This is a genomic window from Malaciobacter sp., from assembly GCF_055140965.1.
The window spans coordinates 1-19,851 of sequence record NZ_JBSRRO010000049.1 but is presented as its reverse complement, the minus strand read 5'-3'; the positions used below and the strand labels follow the sequence as shown (position 1 = coordinate 19,851).

The 19,851-nt window shown below is 25.2% G+C and carries 23 protein-coding genes; 10 read left to right on the top strand and 13 right to left on the bottom strand.

The window, feature by feature from the left end:
* From ACTCCZ_RS11950 to ACTCCZ_RS11935, 4 genes are all read right to left on the bottom strand, one after another.
* Positions 1–508 (bottom strand): cache domain-containing protein (locus tag ACTCCZ_RS11950; protein ID WP_463187376.1); only part of this gene is annotated, 508 nt, incomplete at its 3' end.
* A gap of 167 nt (positions 509–675) precedes the next feature.
* Positions 676–1,674 (bottom strand): hypothetical protein, encoded by a 999-nt coding sequence (locus ACTCCZ_RS11945; protein WP_463187375.1) that lies wholly within the window; start codon positions 1,672–1,674, stop codon positions 676–678.
* Between the two features lie 12 nt (positions 1,675–1,686).
* Positions 1,687–2,706 (bottom strand): aldo/keto reductase, encoded by a 1,020-nt coding sequence (locus ACTCCZ_RS11940; RefSeq protein ID WP_079577880.1) that lies wholly within the window; start codon positions 2,704–2,706, stop codon positions 1,687–1,689.
* 75 nt (positions 2,707–2,781) lie between these two features.
* On the bottom strand, positions 2,782–3,753 hold the full coding sequence (locus tag ACTCCZ_RS11935) for an SLAC1 anion channel family protein (protein ID WP_079577879.1): 972 nt from the start codon (positions 3,751–3,753) through the stop codon (positions 2,782–2,784).
* Between the two features lie 54 nt (positions 3,754–3,807).
* On the opposite strand from ACTCCZ_RS11935, the gene ACTCCZ_RS11930 reads away from it, so the two are divergent.
* Positions 3,808–4,017, top strand: a complete 210-nt coding sequence (locus ACTCCZ_RS11930; RefSeq protein ID WP_079577878.1) for a malate dehydrogenase — start codon at positions 3,808–3,810, stop codon at positions 4,015–4,017.
* A gap of 119 nt (positions 4,018–4,136) precedes the next feature.
* Positions 4,137–4,751, top strand: a complete 615-nt coding sequence (locus ACTCCZ_RS11925; RefSeq protein ID WP_079577877.1) for an acyl carrier protein phosphodiesterase — start codon at positions 4,137–4,139, stop codon at positions 4,749–4,751.
* On the opposite strand, the gene ACTCCZ_RS11920 is transcribed toward ACTCCZ_RS11925, so the two are convergent.
* From ACTCCZ_RS11920 to ACTCCZ_RS11880, 9 genes are read right to left on the bottom strand one after another with little or no spacing between them, the layout of a single operon-like run.
* Entirely contained in the window at positions 4,748–5,713 is a 966-nt protein-coding gene (locus ACTCCZ_RS11920) for a FecCD family ABC transporter permease (RefSeq protein ID WP_079577876.1), read from the bottom strand. The genes ACTCCZ_RS11925 and ACTCCZ_RS11920 overlap by 4 nt on opposite strands.
* Positions 5,710–6,408 (bottom strand): ATP-binding cassette domain-containing protein, encoded by a 699-nt coding sequence (locus ACTCCZ_RS11915; protein WP_079577875.1) that lies wholly within the window; start codon positions 6,406–6,408, stop codon positions 5,710–5,712. Before ACTCCZ_RS11915 ends, ACTCCZ_RS11920 begins: the two co-directional genes overlap by 4 nt.
* Positions 6,392–7,216: an ABC transporter substrate-binding protein gene (locus ACTCCZ_RS11910; RefSeq protein ID WP_079577874.1), complete on the bottom strand. Its 825-nt coding sequence runs from the start codon at positions 7,214–7,216 to the stop codon at positions 6,392–6,394. Before ACTCCZ_RS11910 ends, ACTCCZ_RS11915 begins: the two co-directional genes overlap by 17 nt.
* Positions 7,216–9,039, bottom strand: coding sequence for a TonB-dependent receptor plug domain-containing protein (locus ACTCCZ_RS11905; protein WP_079577873.1), 1,824 nt, complete (start codon positions 9,037–9,039; stop codon positions 7,216–7,218). Before ACTCCZ_RS11905 ends, ACTCCZ_RS11910 begins: the two co-directional genes overlap by 1 nt.
* A gap of 17 nt (positions 9,040–9,056) precedes the next feature.
* Complete coding sequence (locus ACTCCZ_RS11900) at positions 9,057–9,242, bottom strand: hypothetical protein (RefSeq protein WP_079577872.1); 186 nt, start codon at positions 9,240–9,242, stop codon at positions 9,057–9,059.
* Between the two features lie 54 nt (positions 9,243–9,296).
* The gene (locus ACTCCZ_RS11895) at positions 9,297–10,130 is read right to left on the bottom strand and encodes a phosphotransferase (RefSeq protein ID WP_079577871.1); all 834 of its coding nucleotides are present in this window, start codon (positions 10,128–10,130) and stop codon (positions 9,297–9,299) included.
* Positions 10,131–10,132: 2 nt separating this feature from the next.
* Positions 10,133–10,792, bottom strand: coding sequence for a precorrin-2 C(20)-methyltransferase (locus ACTCCZ_RS11890; RefSeq protein WP_079577870.1), 660 nt, complete (start codon positions 10,790–10,792; stop codon positions 10,133–10,135).
* An 8-nt stretch (positions 10,793–10,800) separates the two neighbouring features.
* Positions 10,801–11,643: a sirohydrochlorin cobaltochelatase gene (locus ACTCCZ_RS11885; RefSeq protein WP_079577869.1), complete on the bottom strand. Its 843-nt coding sequence runs from the start codon at positions 11,641–11,643 to the stop codon at positions 10,801–10,803.
* A 3-nt stretch (positions 11,644–11,646) separates the two neighbouring features.
* The gene (locus tag ACTCCZ_RS11880) at positions 11,647–12,327 is read right to left on the bottom strand and encodes an energy-coupling factor ABC transporter permease (RefSeq protein WP_079577868.1); all 681 of its coding nucleotides are present in this window, start codon (positions 12,325–12,327) and stop codon (positions 11,647–11,649) included.
* 286 nt (positions 12,328–12,613) lie between these two features.
* Here ACTCCZ_RS11880 and ACTCCZ_RS11875 point away from each other — a divergent pair, with 286 nt between their 5' ends.
* Genes ACTCCZ_RS11875 through ACTCCZ_RS11840 form a run of 8 tightly spaced genes read left to right on the top strand, consistent with a single transcriptional unit; the run spans position 12,614 to position 19,752 of the window.
* On the top strand, positions 12,614–13,882 hold the full coding sequence (locus ACTCCZ_RS11875) for a cobyrinate a,c-diamide synthase (RefSeq protein ID WP_079577867.1): 1,269 nt from the start codon (positions 12,614–12,616) through the stop codon (positions 13,880–13,882).
* Complete coding sequence (locus ACTCCZ_RS11870) at positions 13,872–14,582, top strand: precorrin-8X methylmutase (protein ID WP_079577866.1); 711 nt, start codon at positions 13,872–13,874, stop codon at positions 14,580–14,582. The genes ACTCCZ_RS11875 and ACTCCZ_RS11870 overlap by 11 nt, the downstream gene beginning before the upstream one ends.
* Entirely contained in the window at positions 14,572–15,033 is a 462-nt protein-coding gene (locus ACTCCZ_RS11865; RefSeq protein WP_079577865.1) for a (2Fe-2S) ferredoxin domain-containing protein, read from the top strand. Before ACTCCZ_RS11870 ends, ACTCCZ_RS11865 begins: the two co-directional genes overlap by 11 nt.
* A complete protein-coding gene (gene cbiD / locus ACTCCZ_RS11860; protein WP_079577864.1) occupies positions 15,030–16,055 on the top strand; it encodes a cobalt-precorrin-5B (C(1))-methyltransferase CbiD in 1,026 nt (341 codons plus the stop codon). Before ACTCCZ_RS11865 ends, cbiD begins: the two co-directional genes overlap by 4 nt.
* A complete protein-coding gene (gene cbiT / locus ACTCCZ_RS11855) occupies positions 16,049–17,212 on the top strand; it encodes a precorrin-6Y C5,15-methyltransferase (decarboxylating) subunit CbiT (protein ID WP_079577863.1) in 1,164 nt (387 codons plus the stop codon). Before cbiD ends, cbiT begins: the two co-directional genes overlap by 7 nt.
* Entirely contained in the window at positions 17,209–17,955 is a 747-nt protein-coding gene (locus tag ACTCCZ_RS11850; RefSeq protein WP_079577862.1) for a cobalt-precorrin-4/precorrin-4 C(11)-methyltransferase, read from the top strand. The genes cbiT and ACTCCZ_RS11850 overlap by 4 nt, the downstream gene beginning before the upstream one ends.
* Positions 17,945–18,964, top strand: coding sequence for a cobalt-precorrin 5A hydrolase (locus ACTCCZ_RS11845; protein ID WP_079577861.1), 1,020 nt, complete (start codon positions 17,945–17,947; stop codon positions 18,962–18,964). The genes ACTCCZ_RS11850 and ACTCCZ_RS11845 overlap by 11 nt, the downstream gene beginning before the upstream one ends.
* Before the next feature lie 2 nt (positions 18,965–18,966).
* Positions 18,967–19,752, top strand: coding sequence for a precorrin-3B C(17)-methyltransferase (locus ACTCCZ_RS11840; protein WP_079577860.1), 786 nt, complete (start codon positions 18,967–18,969; stop codon positions 19,750–19,752).
* Positions 19,753–19,851: the final 99 nt, after the last annotated feature.

Below are 19,851 nucleotides of genomic sequence, written 5' to 3'. Positions count from 1 at the left end.
CTTTTACTATTTTAAAACCATTTGGATCTTCATAGTTTAAATAGTTGTTATTTTCAAGTTTTCTATTTGGGGGATATAAAATACAATTGCCATTAAAATCAAAAATATAATAATATCCTCTTTTCTCATTAAACTTTACACCTCTTAAAGAGTCACCTATTAGTTTTATTATTTCATTATTGGTTTTTTTATTTTTATGTTCTTTATAAATATTCATAGCTATTTCATAAGATTCATTAATTCTATTTTTAATATTTTTTTCAATTGTTGGAATAACGCTAGTTTGATTTTTTAAAATTCTGTCATAAACTCTTTTTACTTCGCTTTTTACTAAAGCTTTTTGATTTTTAATATAATCAGCTTTTAAATCTATTGAATCTTTTTTAAACTCTTCAATGTTATTAAAAATCATAAAAAGAGTAAATATAAAAGAGACAAAAATTGTTACAAGTGGCATTGCATACTTTACTAATAATAAAAGTTTTTTTTCTGCACTATTTTCTATCATTAAAATCCTAAAAAATTGTTATATTTGTAAGTAATGTATTTAAAAAATTATAAATTAATTATCAGATATAATACTATTAGTTACTTTTTTGTCACTATTATAGTTTTAAATAATTAATATAAGTTTAAAATTAAGAAAAATAATTAGAATTTTTTATTAAAAATAAGCTATTCAACACTAAAGCTTTTTTCTTTAAAGTTAAAAGTAATTTTTTTGATTTTCATAGCATCTTCTGGAATATATGTTTCTAAGATAAAGCTATCTTTTTCTTTTGTTAGAAAAGTTTCTAACTCAAATACTTTATCCCTAAAAAGAATAACTTGAAACTGTTTTTTCACAATTTGTCTCAAATCTTCCCCTACTTCTAAATATATCTCTTCTTCATTTAAAAAATAGTTCTTCTTAAAACTTTCATTATAAATAGTTTTTCTTAAGTTTTGATGTACACTTAATTTTTCATTTTTATCAAATATCTTGTTATAGTAGTTATATTTTTTATTTCTTATGCTATATAAGTATTCTGATAATTTATCTATGCAAATTTGATTTGAGTCCAAAATTTTTGTATCTATTTTTTCATATTTACCCAAATAACCTTTTTCAATAAGCTTTTCAAAGCGATTTTTGTGTAAATTAGAGTAAAATTTAAAAATAACATCATCATAATATTTAACAAAATATTTTATAAACTCAAAACTAATACAAAGTTTTGTTTCTTGAAGTAAATTTTCATCAATAAATACAATTACTTCTTTTTTAATACCTTTATTTAAACTTTTTGGTAAGTCTACAAGCTCCAAATTTACAAAGAAACTATCTTTTATATTTTTTTCTAATAAAGAGTAAAACTCTTTTGATTCTTTTATTAGTTTATTTTTTTCATCACGAGATTTTACAATTTTCTTTACTATTTCTTGTTCTCCATCACTTGTTTCAACAAGAAAAGAAAAAAGCTCATTATCTTTTAAATCAAGTAAAGTAACAAACTTATTTCCATCAATAATAGGAAAAAGAGGAAAAGTAGAATCAATTAATTTTACTTGAGCTATTTTCAACTTTTTATCAAAAACTTTTCTTGATATTTTAAATATTCTAAATCTAGTTAATACACTATAATATTGCATAACTAATAAAGCAAAAAGAAGAACGAAAAAATATAATTCCATTTTGTTCCTTAGTTATCCCATAGGATATAAAATCTCATTTTGTATTTTCTGTATATTTTCTAATAACTCTTTATCTATTTTAAAGTTCAATGCTTTTAAAGAATCATCCAACTGTTCATGTTTTCTAGCTCCAATAATTGTAGAAGCAACAAAATCAAAATGTTTAGAATAAGCAACTGCTAATGTTACTGGTGAAATTCCATACTCATTTGCTAAAGTTACATATCTTTTTGTAGCCTCAATAGTTTTATCATTTACAAATCTTTTTGCCATAGCTTGAACTCTTGGACTTTTATTTTTCATATAAATACCAAATCTAGCTTCATCAGGGAAAAGTCCACTGTTATATTTTCCTGCTAAAACTCCCCCTGCAATTGGAGAATATGGAAGTAATGAAATATTCTCTTTTTTACAAACATTTGCTAATTCATCTAAAAATCTTGGATTTAATAATGAAAAATTATTTTGAATTGATTGAAATCTTGTTAAATTTTTATGTTTTGAAGTCTCATTTGCTTTAGTAAGTCCATATGCACTATCATTTGAAGTACCAATATATCTTACTTTTCCTTCTTTTATAAGCGCATCAAATGCCTTTAAAGACTCTTCAATAGGTACAATTGTATCAGGCCAATGCATTTGATAAAGGTCTATATAATCAGTATCTAATTTCTTTAAACTTTTTTCAACTGCTCTTTTTATATGAAAAGAGTCAATTGCAGTAAGCCCATGTCTAACAGGAGGAACAAACCATCCAGAAGCAGCTCCTGCTACTTTTGTAGCTAAAATTATAGAATCTCTTGGCTTTGTTTTTATCCATTGTCCTACAATCTCTTCTGTAATTCCTGCATCTTTAGCATTTGGTGGAACAGGATAAAGCTCAGCAGTATCAAAAAAATTGATTCCGAAATCATATGCTTTATCCATTATTTTAAATGCTTCTTCTTTAGTAGTTGTACTTCCAAATGTCATTGTTCCTAAGCAAATTGGAGTAACTCTTAATCCACTATTTCCTATATATCTATATTCCATAATAACTATTACCTTTTGTATAAGTTAGCATGAGTATAACAAAAGGTTTCATAAATTATTATAAGAAATATTATTTTATTCCATTATACATATCTCTTTTTTAAACATATGCACAATAGTATTATATGCAACTACTAAAACAATCATTGTTAAAACCAGACTAAAAAAGTATGAAAAGAACTCGTAAATATCCTTGTTTGTTAACTCATACATCAAAATTGAAGCAAGGGCAATTGTAGCCATAGGAAAGGTAAATGCCCACCAAGATATAAAAAATTTAATTTTTACAAAATTTTTATACATAAAAAAAATCAAAAAAGTAAAAAACAATCCTAAATTAAATAATATTAAAGCAAAAAAATCCAAACTGTGTGTCATTTTATAATATGCAATAAGACCAACAGATGGTGGTGCTATTAAAATAAAAAGTGTTGGCATAAATTTTGGTGCAAACTGATTATGAAAAATTATTCTATTTAAAATAATTGATAACATAATAATCCAAAAGAATATACCAATTGAAAAGAAAAACATCAAATACATAGAGTCTAAGTGATTTGTCCCAACAACAGGAACAATTAAGTTTCCAACAATAGGAATAAACCAAGCAGGATTTGAATGTTTCATCTCTAAATTATTATTTATCCAATATTTCAATGTATTTAAAGTAAAAAATAGATGTAAAAATAATCCAAAATAAAAAAGTATATTTGAAATATCAATACTATTTTTATAAATTGCAGACATTAATAAAAAAGAGATAGAAATTGCTGCAAAAAAGTTTATTCTAATTGGATGTGAAAACTCTTTTTTTACTTCAGCTAAATACATAAATAGTTTAATTACATATGTTAATACTACAAAAATAAATATAATTGTTGTTATAGTTTTAAGTACTAAATAAAAAAAAGAGCTTAATCCTAAAACTTCATGTGCTCTTTCATAAACCAATGTTAATCCACCAAGTCCCATTATAACAGCAAACATCATAACAGGAAAAAACTGTAATCTATTTGATGGAATAGATTTTATTGTTTCATCGCTCATTAAAAAAACCTTTTAAGATAAAATTATTTATAATTAGCAAAAAAAGGATTTTATATGGCAAAAAAAGCTTTAGTTAGATTAAGTAATCAAAACCTATCATTTGAAAATGACAGAGGTCAAAATCTTAAGCTGTTAAATATAAATCCAAATAGTATGAATTTAGATGTAGCTATTTATGAAAAAAATCTATTTATCAAAAACAGCACTATTGCATTTGCACATATTCCTAAAAAACTAAAAGCAAAGATTAAGCCTTTATGCTAATTAAAACATAATTATAACTTATCATTCTTAAATAAATTTTACTTATATATAAGCTTAGATTATAATCATTGATTTTTCATTTATTTTTTTATGTTAAAATAATATTTAAAAGGTATTTAATGAATTGGTTAGCACATATTTTTTTATCAGAACAGCATATTGATTTTCAATTGGGTAATTTTTTAGCAGATCCTCTTAAAACTAGGCTTTGGAATCATGCAATCAAAGAGTTAAAAGAAGGTGTTAGAGTACATAAAATTATCGATTCATATACAGACTCAAATAAAATAGTAAAAAAAAGTAAAGCAAGACTAAAAGAGAAAGGTTTATTAAAATCAATTGTTATTGATTTGACTTATGATTATTTACTTACAAAAAATTGGGAAAAATTTTGTAATATTCCAATTGAAAAATTTTCGTATGATTTTTATACAAAAGCAAATAAAAGAGCTATTTATTTTCCAAAAAGAGCAAATACTCTTATAAAAGGTCTTATAAAAAGAGATCTTTTAAATAAATATCAAGATTTAGAACATCTTAAAATAGCTTTTGAAAGAATCGATTTAAGATTGTCAAAAAGGCTTCTAGCAAGGGATACAGCGATTAGTTATTATGATGCAGTTTGCGATAATATCATTTTATTAGAAGAAGATTTCTTAGAGTTTTTTCCTATGCTTTGTGATATTGTAAAAAAAGAAATAAATAGAAAAAAAATCAAACACTGGAAGATTTAATTGAGTTTTTTATTTCTTCTAATTAACAAATAAATAAAAAATGGAGCCCCTACAAATGCAGTGACAACTCCAATAGGTAAAGCTGAATCTGTATTTAAGTTTCTTGCAATCAAATCACAAATAACTAAAAATATTCCTCCAAAGAAGAAAACAGGGAAAATAAGCTTTTCTGCACTTTTTTTATATATAAGTTTAATAATATGAGGAACAATAAGCCCTATAAAGCCAATAGGACCAACTATGCTTATAGATACACCCACACTTAAAGAGATTACTATAAGTAAAGTAATATTGGTTTTTTGTACATTTAATCCTTTTAAAAATGCTGTATCATTTGAGACTAAAAGAAGTTTTATATTAAATCTATTTTTAAATATCACAAAATATAAAATAATTGAAAAAATAAAAACTACAAAAGAATCAAAAAAACCAACCGTATCTAAGCTCCCAAGAGTAAATCTAACAATCGAATAGTTTTCTTGTAAATTACTAATATAAAAAACCAACATCAAAGCAGATGAATAAAAATAAGATAAAGAGATACCAATAAGCAAGATTGTATTTGTAGAGACTGCTATTTGATTTTTATTTATATATCTTGATATAAAATATAAAATCAAAATCGTAAAGATTGAACCAACTACTCCTGAAATAGACAAAACAAGTGTTGGAAAAAATACAATTGAAATTGCAGTAAACAAAGTAGTTCCACTTGCAATTCCTAAAGTGTATGGAGTAATAAGTTGATTTTTAAAAATTATTTGAAAAATCAAACCACTTAAAGCCAAAATAGCACCAACAAAAAAAGCAAGTAAACTTCTAGGAACTCTTAAGTCCCAAAATATCTTATAATCTAAAGTATCTTTTGAAAATAAATTCGTAAAATCTAAATCCACCTCTCCTAAAAAAGGAGTTATCAATAAAATTATTATGAAAAAAATATATAAAAGACTCTTTTTCATAAGTTTACCACCAAGTGGTCATTTACTTTTGATATTGAGTTTTTATAAAATTTGTTTAAATTTTTATTTGTAAAAAACTCTTCATTTTCACCAAAAAACTCTATTTTCCCATCTTTTAAAAAAAGAATTTTAAACTTTAATGCATATGCTAAATCAAGATTATGTGTAATAACTATTTTTTGATTTAAAAAGTTTGATTTAAAAATATCAAAAACTTCTTTTAATCTATTTATATCTAAATTTGCTGTTAATTCATCAAAAATAGTGATTTTTGCATTATGCATTAAACTTGAAGCCAATAATAATAATTGTTTTTCACCTGAACTTAAATCATTGCAGTATCTATTTTCTAATTTCTTTAAATTTAATAATAAAATTACTTTTTTCAATCTTTTTATATCTACACTATTTATACTTGAAAGCTCTAAAAACTCTTTTAATGTAATATACTCATCAAAAATTGATAGTTTAGGTGGGATATAGTTTATAAAGTTTGCGCGTTCTTGTTGACTTAAACTATTTAAATTTTTTTCATAAAGCTCAATTGCTTCACTTTCAATAAGTCCACAAATAACTTTTGCAAGAGTGCTTTTACCAGCACCATTCTCTCCTAAAATTACTAAATTTTCATTTTCATTTAAAAAAAAACTTATATTTTTTAAAATAAAATTACTATAATTACTTACTTTTAACATCAACCAATATCTTTTTATAATCTTTGATAAAATATTTAACTCTATGACTTGGAATACCAGCATACTCTTTATCAATAGCATAAATATTATCTTTTATACTTGCATTTATTGGTAATTTTTTCCATACATTAATTACCTCATCAAGAGCTTCTTTATCGTTTTCAAAAAAAGCTGCTAATATTATAACAATATCCGGATTTAAAGCTATTATTTTTTCTACATTTAATACAGGTTGAGCTTGGTTTTTAGAAATATATGCATTTTTATTGCCTGATGCTTTTAAAATGTCATTAAAATATAGATTATTTCCTGCAATAAAAATACTCTTTTTCAAGTTTTTACTAGGATGAATTACAATCATTATCTTTTGATTTGTGATTATATTCTCTATACTTTTTAAACTTTTATCTATTGAATAAATAAGCTCATTTGCTTTTTTTTGTTTATCAAACTCTTTACCTAAAGTTTTAATTGTATGTTTAATTGACCCTATTGTATCAGTTTTAAAAACTAAAGTTTTAATTCCCAAAGCTTTTAGATTGTTTATTAGTTTTTGATTATAGTTTTGTGTTAAAACAAGTGTAGGTTTTACTTTAAGTATTTTTTCTAAAGATACATTTGCATATCCACCTACTTTTTTAACTTTTTTTGACTCCTTTGGGTAGTTGCAATAAGCTGTATTTGCAACTACTTCTTCGCCTTTGTTTAAAGCATAAACTATCTCATTTATTGAAGGAGACAAGGTTACAATTCTTTGTTTTGCTAAACCTATACTAACAATACAAACTAAAAGTATGAAAAATCTCATTAAAAGCTAACCTTTAAACCAACATAAGCACTTCTTCCTGCTGTTGCATAACCATCTACTGTTTGGTAATATTTATCTGTTATATTATCAAGTTTTAAATATAGTTTTGTTTTATCATTGATTGAGTAATTAATCACAGAATTAAAAAGTGTATATCTACCTGTTTGTTCACCTTTACTATCAGTTTCATCATATCTTGTACCTATATAAGAACCATTTAAATTTAAATGAACTTTTGAAAAACCATAATAATCTAAAGAAAAACCTAATTGTCTTTTGGGTCTTCTAGCTAAAGGCTCTTTATCTTCATTTTCAGCACTTAAGTGAGTATAATTTAAAGAAAGTAAAGTATCTTGAAAAATTTGATTTGTATATTTTATTTCTATACCTTTAAATCTTGAATTTCCTGAAGTATTAACATATTGATTTGATTCCCATGAAACTAAATCTTCAACCTTATTATTAAAATAAGTAAAACTTAAATTTTTATAATCAAGCGTTAAATCATAACCTTTTGATTTTTCAGGTTTTAAATCAGGATTTGAAGTTCCCCAAGGATTTAAAATCTTAATAATATTTGGTGCAGTATATGCTGTTCCATAGTTTCCAGAAAATGAAAGTTCTTTCATAAAGTTATATTTAAACCCAACTTTTCCAGTTACTTTATCATCAAAATTTGAATAACTATCTTTTCTTAAAGTTTGATTTAAAATTAATTTATCAAAAGTATTTGTATTTGACAAAAATATTGCTTTATTTGTATTTTCATCTTCATTTGTAGTTTTATCTACTTGGTTATAATCTACTTCATACTTCTCATTTGAAAAACCAGCAATTATAAAATCTTTTTTATTATAAAAAATAGTATCTGTTAACTCTACTATTTTTGTTTTACCTTGATAATCTTTAACACCAAAGCTTGTATCTAAATTTGTTTTTTTAAATTTTGAAAATTCATACTTAACTTTAATATCATGAATCTTATACTTTTTTGTATAAAAAACTGAATATAGATTTGTTCTGCTTGTTGCTCTTTGTATTGCATTTGGAGCATTAAAAGCATCATACTCTACATTTGAATTAATATAATTATAAATAAACCCTATTCTATCATTTTGAGTAAAATAATAGTTTGTTTTTATACCAATATTTGTATTTTGATAACCATCTCTTTCAAATGCTTTTTCACTTTTTTTATCTTCTGTTTGAGAAGAAAAGCCATCAGTTAAAAATCTATTTGCACTAACTTTAAAATCATAATTATCTTCTTTATTTGATAAAACAATACCATATTTTTTTGTTAGGTAACTTCCAGCTTCTAAATTAACAGAAGCATTTAAACCTTTCTTAGCTGAACTTGTAATTATATTTATAACACCTGCACTTGCATCAGAACCATAAATACCACTATAAGCACCTTTTATAAGCTCTATTCTTTCAATATCAGAAGCCATTAAATTTTCAAAAGAAGCTCCACTTGTATTTGATGGGTCTTGATATCTTATTCCATCTACTAATACAAGTACTCTATTACTAGACATTCCCCTTACAAAAATACTTGAACTATTTCCTATTGAACCATTTGAAGTGAATGAAACTCCTGCTATTGAATTTAAAGCTTCACTAACAGTAGTAAATCTTTTTTCTTCAATCTCTTCTTTTGTAATTACTTCAACATTAGCTGTTACATCTTTTATTGATTGCTCTGTTTTAGAAGCACTTGTAATAGTAATTGGTGTAATATCATATTTTGCACATGCAGTTGTTGTAGCTATTAGTAAGCTTGCTACTAAGCTTGTAGATAGTTTCTTATTCTGTTTCATTGTGTGATTAATTCTCCCTAGATTATATTATTTGTTGAATAAAGTTTTATTGGTTTTAATTGTCTTAATAAAAGTATTTTATGTACTTTTACAAAAGTATATTTATTTAGTGTAAAAATCAAACTATATAAGCTTAATAGTTTAGATTCAATAGTTGCCAATAAAATAGTAAATAGCGTAAAATATCTTCTTTGCTTTTTCAAACTTCTCTCCTTTAAAAATTTTTGAAATTATATTGTTTAAAAATTAACTCTTATTTAATTAAAACTATTAGAAAATATTTCATCATATTTTAAAAGAAATTCCTTATAACAAACATCTTTATAGATTCCTTCTTTTAAGTTTATATATCTTTTTAATGCATAATATAAACATACATACAAAAGATAGCTTCTTATACACTTTAGTGTTATTTTTTTATCATATTCTTGTAAAAAAAAGTTTGCTTTGTTTTCATTAATACTATTTTTATCATAACACCAAGTCAAAACTATAATTGCTAAATCAAATCTATAATCACTAATACATGAGTTTGAGAAATCTAAAACTGTATTTAAGTTATCTTTGTAAAATAGTACATTATCAAAAAACAAATCAGCATGGATTAAAGAGTTTTTTTCTACTTTAATATCTTTTATATGTTTATACCTTTTGATAAACTCTTCATTATTATCAAGTTTATTTATTAAGGGTTTTAAATCAAAGTCATTGCTTGTTTTAAAATCTAAATTTATTGTATGAAGTTGTTTAAAAAAAGTAGCTACTTGCTTAAGGTTTTGAAAACTTGCTTCTTTTTTTATCTCTCCTTTTTTAAATGAAAAAAGTACTAAAGGTTTAATATATTTTCTTGAAATATCCAAAACAATAGGAGTTTTTAAATGCTCAATTGAGTTTAAAATCTTTATTTCTTCTTCTACTTTTTTAAAGCTATTGCTCTCATAAAGTTTTAAAACATAGGATTTATTATTTATATCTTTTAAAATATAAACCGTATCAGAAATTCCCTCTTTTGTATTTTTTATATCTACAAATATATATTTATCAAAAAAACTATTTATCTGTTTTAAATCTAATTTTGTTTTTACACCCATAATTACACAAAATCAATAAATAAAGTCATATATTTATCAACTCTCTCTTTCTTATAATTTAAGATTTTTTCACCTTCATAATTTAAATTTTCAAAAGTATAAATATCTTTTTTATCTTTTATAATATCTGTTTGCATACCTACTTTTGGACGCATATAAACTGTTGTAAAAGGAACTTTCCTTTTATGTAAAGGTCTTATAATAAAACTACTATCTCCAACACATAAAGGCTTTTTAACTTTTGCAGAAGCATGGGAAAAAGAAGTAACTCCAGGTATGACCTCACAGTTATCATAAATAGCTCTATTTTGTTCTTTTATAATCTCAAGAAGATAATAAACTGTACTATAAACTGCGCTATCTCCTAAAGTTACAAAACATAAGTCTTCATATAATTTAAATGAATCAAAAACTATATCCACTTGTCTTTGCCAATCTTCTTGTTTAAAGCGCATAGGAGAATACATAGGAATTATTGTTTTTTCAAAATTAAACTCATCCATTAGTTTTTTTACTATTTTATAAGTCATTGATTTTTCAAAACTATTATTTGCACTTTTTGTAGGAATACAAATCGCATCACAAGATTGTAAAGCCTTTAATGCTTTTAATGTGATTAGCTCATAATCACCAGGTCCTAAAGAAACCATATTTAATTTCATATATTTTCCTAATAAGTCATTGTTTTATGGCTAATACCAAGCATTTTAAAAGACTCTTTTATATTACTTAATATAATCTCTTGAGTTTTTGCTAACTCTAAAAGATTAAAATTCTCACCTTTTGTTAAAGAAGGAGCAATAAAAGATTCAAAACTATCACTTAAATCCTCTTTTATTTCAGTCATATCTTTAATATAGTGATTTCCACTAACTAAAAGAAGTGGTACAATTTGAACTTTTTTAAAACCTTTTTCTTTTATTTTTTGTTTTATTACATTATTTACTGCAAAATAAGGAAAAGCTCCCTCTAAAGAACAACTAAAATTTCTTTTGTCAATCATCTCTAATAATGAACTTGTATAATTTATAGAATCAATTCCTATAGTATTTAATTTTGGTGTTCCATGAATAATATATAAATTTGCAGTATCATCTTTACTTATTTGTTCATTTAAAGAAGTTAAAAAAGAAGTTGTATTTTTTGATGTTGTAAGTATTGCATTTGTAATTGCAAGATTTGCCATAGAAAACTGTTTAAATCCATCAACAATCTTTTTCAAAAACTCATGTTCATCAGTTGGATATATATTAACAGATACTATAACCACATGTTTAAAGCCTTGCATATCAACATCAGCTAAAGTTTGAGGAAGATTTTTATAAACTTCTTTTTTCTTTTTCTTTAAAAGTTTTATTACCATTCTTGAAGAAAATGAGGTAAAAACCTCACAGTCTGGATATGTTTGTTTTACTTTATCTTCTAAATCTAAATATTTTTGTTGTTCTATTACTGAACCAAAACAAGCTAAAACAATAGCTCTTTTTCTATTATAGTGTCTAAATCTTTTCATTAATTACTTCACGCTATTATATAATCTTGCTTCAACATAAGCACTTGATTTTAATGTATTTAAACTTTTTGCACCTGCAAGAACTGCTAAATCAATAAATGGTTCTAAAATAACAACACTCATATAAGCAAGAGAAAAACTCAATACCGAACTTAAGTTTTCAATACCAAAACCTTGTCCATAAAGTGCCCAAAAAGCAACCCAAGAAACAATCCCACCTTGATACATAACTGAAAGTCTTAAAGCATCTTTATAGTTTATATCTTTATATGCTGTTTTTTTAGGAATAATTTTATTAGCAATATACATCATTGCAAATAGAGGCATTAATAAAGTAGTTACATTTATAGTATATTGAGGTAAATCAAATGGTGCAAAAAACAAACCTTGAATTAATAAACCAAAAGCTAAACCAAAAGCAGTAGGTGCAGCTCCAAAGATTAAAAACAGTGTTGAACCTAAAATAAGATGTACTTCTGAAACACCTACACCATGATGAGGTAAAAGTTCAAAAAACATAAATACAAAAACCGTAGCTAAAACAGTTTTTACAATAGTAGGTAAAAATCCACTTTGTTTAATACTATTGATTACTAATTTTGTAGCAATACCAAATGAAACGGCAGCCGTCCCATAACTTAAAACCATTTTTGCGCCTTGCACAACTCCTGCTTCTATATGCATAGATAGTCCTTTATTATATATAAATTTCAATTATGAAATATTTGTATGTTAAGTAATGATTATTTTGTTAATAATAGTAAAATTTGAGATTTTTTTGGTGGATCTAAAGAGTTTATTTCGTTTTCATAAGCTCTTTTGTGGTATAAATTATTATTAGTTTCTGCTGTACATAATTTATTAATTGTCGAGAACATCGCAATTGTTGACAATTTAAAATAACGCTTATTATACCCTCTAAGATTTTTCATAGCTAAATTTTAGCTAAAAAATTTTATAAAGAGGTAAAATGAAAGCTTTTGTTATATCTGCTATTGCATCAAATCAAGGTAAAACTATTTTAACTACTGCATTACTTTATCATTATAGAAAAAGTGTGCGTCCTTTTAAAATAGGTCCAGATTATATAGACCCACAATTTCATAAAGCTATTTGTGATACAAATTCAATAAATCTTGATACTTTTATGATGAATAAATCTCAAGTCAAATGGATTTTTAATAAATATAATAATAAAGATATTTGTATTGTTGAGGGTGTAATGGGTTTTTATGATGGAATGGACAAATCTTGTTCTGCTTATGATGTTTCCAAACTTTTAAAAATACCTACTATTTTAATTCTTGATGCTAGTGGATCTTATATAACTATTAGTGCAGTTTTAAAAGGATTAAAAACTTATAAAAAAGACAATACAATCAAAGCAATTGTATTAAATAATATTTCATCAAGTATGCATTATGAGTTAATAAAAAGACAAGTAAATGAAGATTTTGATGATATTGAAATTTTAGGATGGATAGAAAAAAATCTTCCTTGCTTAAAAGATACACACTTAGGACTTGATTTAAATGATGCAAAAAAAGAGACTTTACAAAAGCTATCAAAAGAAGTTTTAAAACATATAGATTTAGAAAAACTACAAAAGATTTCAGCTTATACAAAAAAGAAAAATAATAATTATCCCTTTGAGAAAATTGAAAAAGTAAATAAAAAAGCAACTATTATAAAAGATGAGAATTTTTCATTTTTATATTATGATAACTTAAAAGTTTTAAAAGAGCTTTTCAATAAAGTGGAAATAGTTAACCCTAGTAAAGATGAACAAATAAGCAAAGATTCAGATTTTGTATATATCTTAGGGGGCTATATTGAAACACAAAAAGCATATGACAAGATTAAGAATTCAAAGAATTTTAAAGACTCTTTATTAAGGCATGTTAAAGATAAAAGGTACGTTTATGCTGAATGTGCTGGATTATTATTTCTTTCAAAAAATGTTGATGATAAGAAAATGATGAATATTTTAGATGTTAGTTTTACCCTTACAAATAAAAGAAATCGCTTAGGATATTATTATAATCAAAAGGGATTAAAAGGTCATGCTTTTCACTATACAAAACCAATTGATACAAAAAATGCAATTGATATTTTAAGTAAAAAAAAGAATTCTAAAGGAGAGTTTGGAGCTTGGAAAAAAGAGAATGTATATGGCACATATTTACATACAATGTTTAGAAATAATTTAAATATATTAAAGGATTACTTTGGAATTTAAAATAGAACAACCACCTATAAATTTAGGTGCTGATATCTCAAATAAATCATTTGAAATAATAAACAATGAACTAAAAGATTATGAAAAAATAGATGAGTTTACAAAAGAGCAACAAGAGGTAATAAGTAGACTAATTCATACGACTACTTGCTTTGATGAAGTACTAAATAATATCTATTTTTCAAAAGATTCTATTAAAAAAGTGCAAAACTTGCTTTTAAATGAAGCAAAAATAATAGTTGATGTAAATATGATAAAAGTTGGACTTAGTGATTTTTACTTAAAAAAGTATGACAATGAAGTTATTTGTTATATAAATGAGTCTTTTACTTATGAATATGCACAAAAAAATAAAACCACAAGAAGTTATGCAGCTGTAGTTGAAGCTATTAAAAGACATAAAGATAAGCCACTAGTTCTTGCTTGTGGGAATGCTCCTACATTTATTTATGCAGCTATTAATACTTTAATAGAGCAAAAAGTAGATTTAAACAATGTTGCTTTATTACTATTTCCTGTTGGATTTGTAAATGTAGTTGAATCAAAAGCTTATGCAAGAAAGTTTTGCGATACTTTTAATGTAGCTGGAATTATTATGCAAGGAAGATTTGGAAGTTCAACTATGAGTGTAGCCACACTTCATGCTATTTATAAACTAATCAAAGATTATGATAAGGATGAGAAGTATAATGGAAAATAAAAAGCTATTTAATGCAATGGGAAGTGAAGTTGCAGATGGTTTTACATGCAAACCAAAAAATTTTGATGCAAATAAGCCAATAATGCACCTAAAAACACAACTTTTTATTTGTGATGATGAAAGATGCGGAAAAGCTCATAAAGATAAAAATATCGCTGCAACATTAAGAGAAGTATTAAAAGAGTTAAATCTATCAAAAGGAAAAGATAGAATCAAGATAGTTAGAACAGGATGTTTTGGAGCTTGTAGATTTAGAAGTGTTGCAAATATTTATGAAAATACTAAAATCAATGGAAATATTAATAACAATGGAATTTGGCTTAAAAATATTCATAAATATGATAAAGATAAATGGAAAAGACTTTTTATTTCATTAAAAGAAAATAGAACTATTGATGAAATTGATGAGTTTGAACAAGTACCAATGAGTGATCCAAGTTTTTATAAATGAAAAACCAAAAAGTTTTAAGAAAAGGCTATACAACAGGTACACACGCTGTTGCATCATTTAGAAGTTGTTTAGATGTGTTGCTTGCTACAAATAAAGCGTGCATTACAAAAACAATAAAAATTAATAATGATGACTTAGATGTAACAAAAGGTTGCAAGATTATTGTAAGTTTGGACTTTTCTATTGAAAAATTTTTATTAAATCCCACATTTCAAAAAGCACAACTATTTAAATGTGAAACAAATAGCTTGGAAATTTATGCAGGAATTGGCGTTGGAGTAGTTACAAAAAAAGGTTTAAAAATTCCACCACCCTACCCAGCAATCAATCCTGCTCCTTTAAATGCAATACAAGACTATTTTAAGATAAAAACAAACAAGAGACAACACTTACATTTAAAATGTTGTATAAGTGTTGTAAATGGACAAGAGATAGCTAAACAAACAGCTAATGCAAAAGTTGGTGTTCTTGAGGGTATTTCAATATTAGGAACAACAGGAGTTGTAAAACCTGTTTCAAGTTCTGCATATATTGATTCAGTTAAAACACAAATAGAGTTTGCCATACAAAATAGATATGAAACTATCTATTTTACACTAGGTAATTCTGCTTTTAATATAGCTTGTTCAAAAGCAAATAAAGAAGCAATTATTGAAATAGGCAATTTTGTATATGATTCTATTGAAGTAGCAACAAATCAAAATGCCAAAGAAGTGATATTTTTATGTGGAATTGGGAAAATGACAAAAGTCTATCAAGGCTTTAAAAATACACATAATAGATTTGGTGTGATTGATTTTGATAAATTACAAGCTGATATAAAAAGAAATCTTAATTATGAAGTGGACATAGAAGCTACTTTAACCGTAAAAGGGATATCTCAAGAACTTGAAAAAGCAGGTTTAGTAAAAGAGTTTTATGAGATGATAACATTAAAAGCAAACAAACAAATAAAAAAGTGGTTTAAAACTTCAAATGTAAAAGCCATAATATTAGAAGAAAAAGAGGTTTTAGGATGGTAACTATTGCAGGAAATGGAATGGGAGAGTATGATTTTTCAAATCTTGATTTTGATATATCAAAATTTGATAAAGTTATTTGTGATTCAAATTTTTTAGAAGATGGCAAAAATATTATAAAATTAAAATACAAACAAGCAAAAGAGTATATTTTGCAAAACTATGAAAAAGAAGAGATTTTATATGTAGTAACTGGTTCACCTTTATTTTATAGTGCAGGAACTATTATTGCAAAAGATTTACCAAAAGATAGAGTAAAGATTATAAATAATACATCTTCAAAAAGTTATTTGTTAGAAAAACTATTTATTAGTGAAACAGATGTAAATACAATATCTTTACATGGAAGAGTTGATATTGACTTAACCAAGTTTTTACAAAATAAATATACTTTTATACTTTGTGATAAATTTACCATTTCAAGATTAAAAACTGCCCTACACTATTTTGAAGCAAACTCTATTTCTACTACACTTGGCTATAAACTTGGATTTAATGAAGAGAAAATTGAAAAAATTGATTTATTAAATTTTGATGAACATTTACTTGATTTAACAGCTCCTTTTGTTTTACTTATTAAAAAAGAGTTTAAAAATAAAAATATAATTAGTGAAGATATTGAGTTTGAAACACAAAGAGGAATGATTACAAAAAAATACAAAAGACAACTTACTTTGCAAAATCTAGATTTACAAGCAAATAATCTACTGTGGGATATTGGTGCAGGAAGTGGAAGTTGCGCAATAGAAGCTTTTAAAAGATATAAAGTAAAAACAACACTTTTTGAAAAAAATGAAACAAGAATAGATTTTATAAAACAGAATTTAAAAAATCATTATGTAATTGATACAAAACTTTTAAGTGGAGAAGCACAAGATTTTTTTCAAACACTTAAAGAGACACCTCAAAGGATATTTGTAGGAGGTGGGGGAGTTGAAGTTATAAAACAACTTCCAAAACTTTATGAAATATTAGATGAAAAAGGGATTTTATTGATAAATGCAATTACCTTAAAACATCTAAATCTTATGCTAAATGTTTTAAATGAAACAAAAATTGAATATGAAGTTTACTCTATCTCTCTTACAACATATAAAGGTAAACTTGATTTAGTAGAGCCTGAAAGACAACTATTTCAAATAAAGGTAAATAAAAAATGATATATTTTATAGGTGCTGGATGTGGAGATCCAGATTTAGTTACAGTAAAAGCACAAAAAATACTTCAAAAAGCTGATGCTGTTTTATATACTGGTTCATTAGTTCCCAAAGAGGTTCTTTCTTGGTGCAAAGCTGATGCAATTATAGAAGATTCTCAAGGTATGAAATATCCTGAGATTTTTGCTTTTTTAAAAAAGCAAAAAGATAAAGTTGTAGCAAGAGTTCATACAGGCGATCCTTCTATTTACTCAACTATTGCAAAACAGATTGAGTTTTTACAAAAAGAAAAAATACCATATGAAGTAATACCAGGAATTACAGCTGCATTTGGAGCAGCTGCTAGTTTAGGAATTGAATATACAATTCCAGGAGTTTCACAAACTATGATTTTAACAAGAGTTGAGGGAAAAACACCAAATCCTGAAAGTCTTGAAAATATATTAGCTTGTAAAAACTCTTCTTTGGTATTTTATTTATCTATTTTACTTCTTGAAAAATTAAAGAAAAAAGCTTTGAAGTTAGGATATAGCAAAGATACACCTTGTTGGGTAGTTGAAAAAGCAACATGGAAAGAAGAACAAATTTTCAAAGGAACAATTTCAAATATTCAACAACAAGTATCTCATATAAAAGGTGTAGCACTAATTCTTTTGGGAGATTTTTTAAAACAAGAAGAGACTCAAGAATCACATTTGTATGTAAAACCACTAGTTAAAGAGTTAAAGGCAGACAATGAGCAATAGACTAAAGATTGCAGTTGTATCAATAAATCAACCAAGTTTAAATAGTGCTTGTGAACTTTTAAAATACTTACATGATTTTGAGGTTGATGTATATGGTAAAAAAGATTTAAATCATAATCTTTCAAATCTTATAATCTATGAAAAAATAGATACTGTATTAGAAAATGCTTGGAAAAGATATGATGCAATTATTTGTATTTTAGCTATGGGAATTGTTGTAAGAAAGATTGCTCCTTTTTTAAAAAGTAAGGCTACAGATCCTGCAATTATTGTTATGAGTATGGATTTAAGTAAGATTATTCCCCTTTTAAGTGGACATATTGGTGGAGCAAATGAACTAAGTGACTTAATTGCTTCAAGAATTAAAGGATGCATAAATTTTATCTCAACAGCAACAGATCAAACAAATATTTTTGCTTTTGATATATTTGCAAAGAAAAATAACTTTGAAATACAAAACCTACAATGTTTAGCAAAAATCTCAAATGCATTATTAAACAATAAAGAAGTTGAAGTTAAAACTTATAAAAGCATCTTTGAAACAATCTCTGATAAAACAAATTTAAAAAGAGTAGATGAACAAAGTTTAGAACTTTGTGTAAATATAACTCCATTTACGAACAAGAGTCTAACTTTAAAACCAAAAGTTTATTTAGGGATGGGTTGTAATAAAAATACAACTTTTCAAGAGATTGAAGAAGCCTTTTTGTGCTTTTTAGATAAATACAACTTAAACAAACATCAAATAGAAAATATAGCTTCATTTGAAGCAAAAGCTGATGAGGTAGGACTTTTAGAATTTGCTTCAAAATATAGTTTTGATATAAAATTTTATAATAAAGAGCAAATAAACTCACTTCAAGCAGATTTTTCTCCATCACAAGCAACAAAGTTTTTTAATTTAAAAGGTGTAGCTGAACCATCAGCAATTTTACTTTCAAAATATAAAGAACTAATACTAAAAAAAGAAGTATATAATAAAAAAATAACAATCGCAGGAGCAGTTTAAATATGGCAAAAAGATTATATATAGTAAGTTCAGGAGCAGGAGGAACTTCATATATCACACCAGAAGCAACAAAAGCAATACAAAATAGTGAAGTTATAGTTTCATATAGTAAATATGCAAGAGAACTAAAAGAGTTATTAAAAGAAAAAGAAGTTTATACATCAGGTATGACACATGAAATACAAAGATGTAATCAAGCAATACAATATGCAAAAAGTGGGAAAACAACTTCAATCATCTCAAATGGAGATGTCAATGTATATGGAATGGCAACATTAATTGTTGAAATTATGGATGAGAAAGATTTATGGGATGAAATTGAACTTATTTCACTTCCTGGAGTTACTTCTTTTTTAGCAGCAGCTAGTAAAGCAGGAGCTCCTGTATCTCAAGACTTTTCTATTATTTCATTATCAGATAGATTAACAGATATAAATTTAATAGATAAAAGAGTTAAAGCAGCACTTGAATGTGATTTTGTTTTAGGAATTTATAATCCAAAATCAAAAAAAAGAATTAAACCATATCAAAATTTCTTAAAAGCTTTAGAAAATGGATATGAAAATAGAATTGCAATAATTGCTTCAAATGTAGGAAGAGTAGAAAAAGAAAAAATTACAATAACAACTGCACAAGATTTAATAAACAAAGATATAGAACATGAAGCTGTTTCAATGTCAACACTTATTATAATTTGTAATTCAAATTCAAAATTAACAAAAAATAATCAAGTCCTAACTCCAAGAGGATACTTAAATAAATATGAACTTGATGGAGAATTAAAATAAATATTAAATAAGTTTCCAAAAAACTAGCCCCTTTAATAATAAATTAAATTATTTTAAACTAAAATACCCATAAATTATAAGTAAGGTATAAAAATGGGC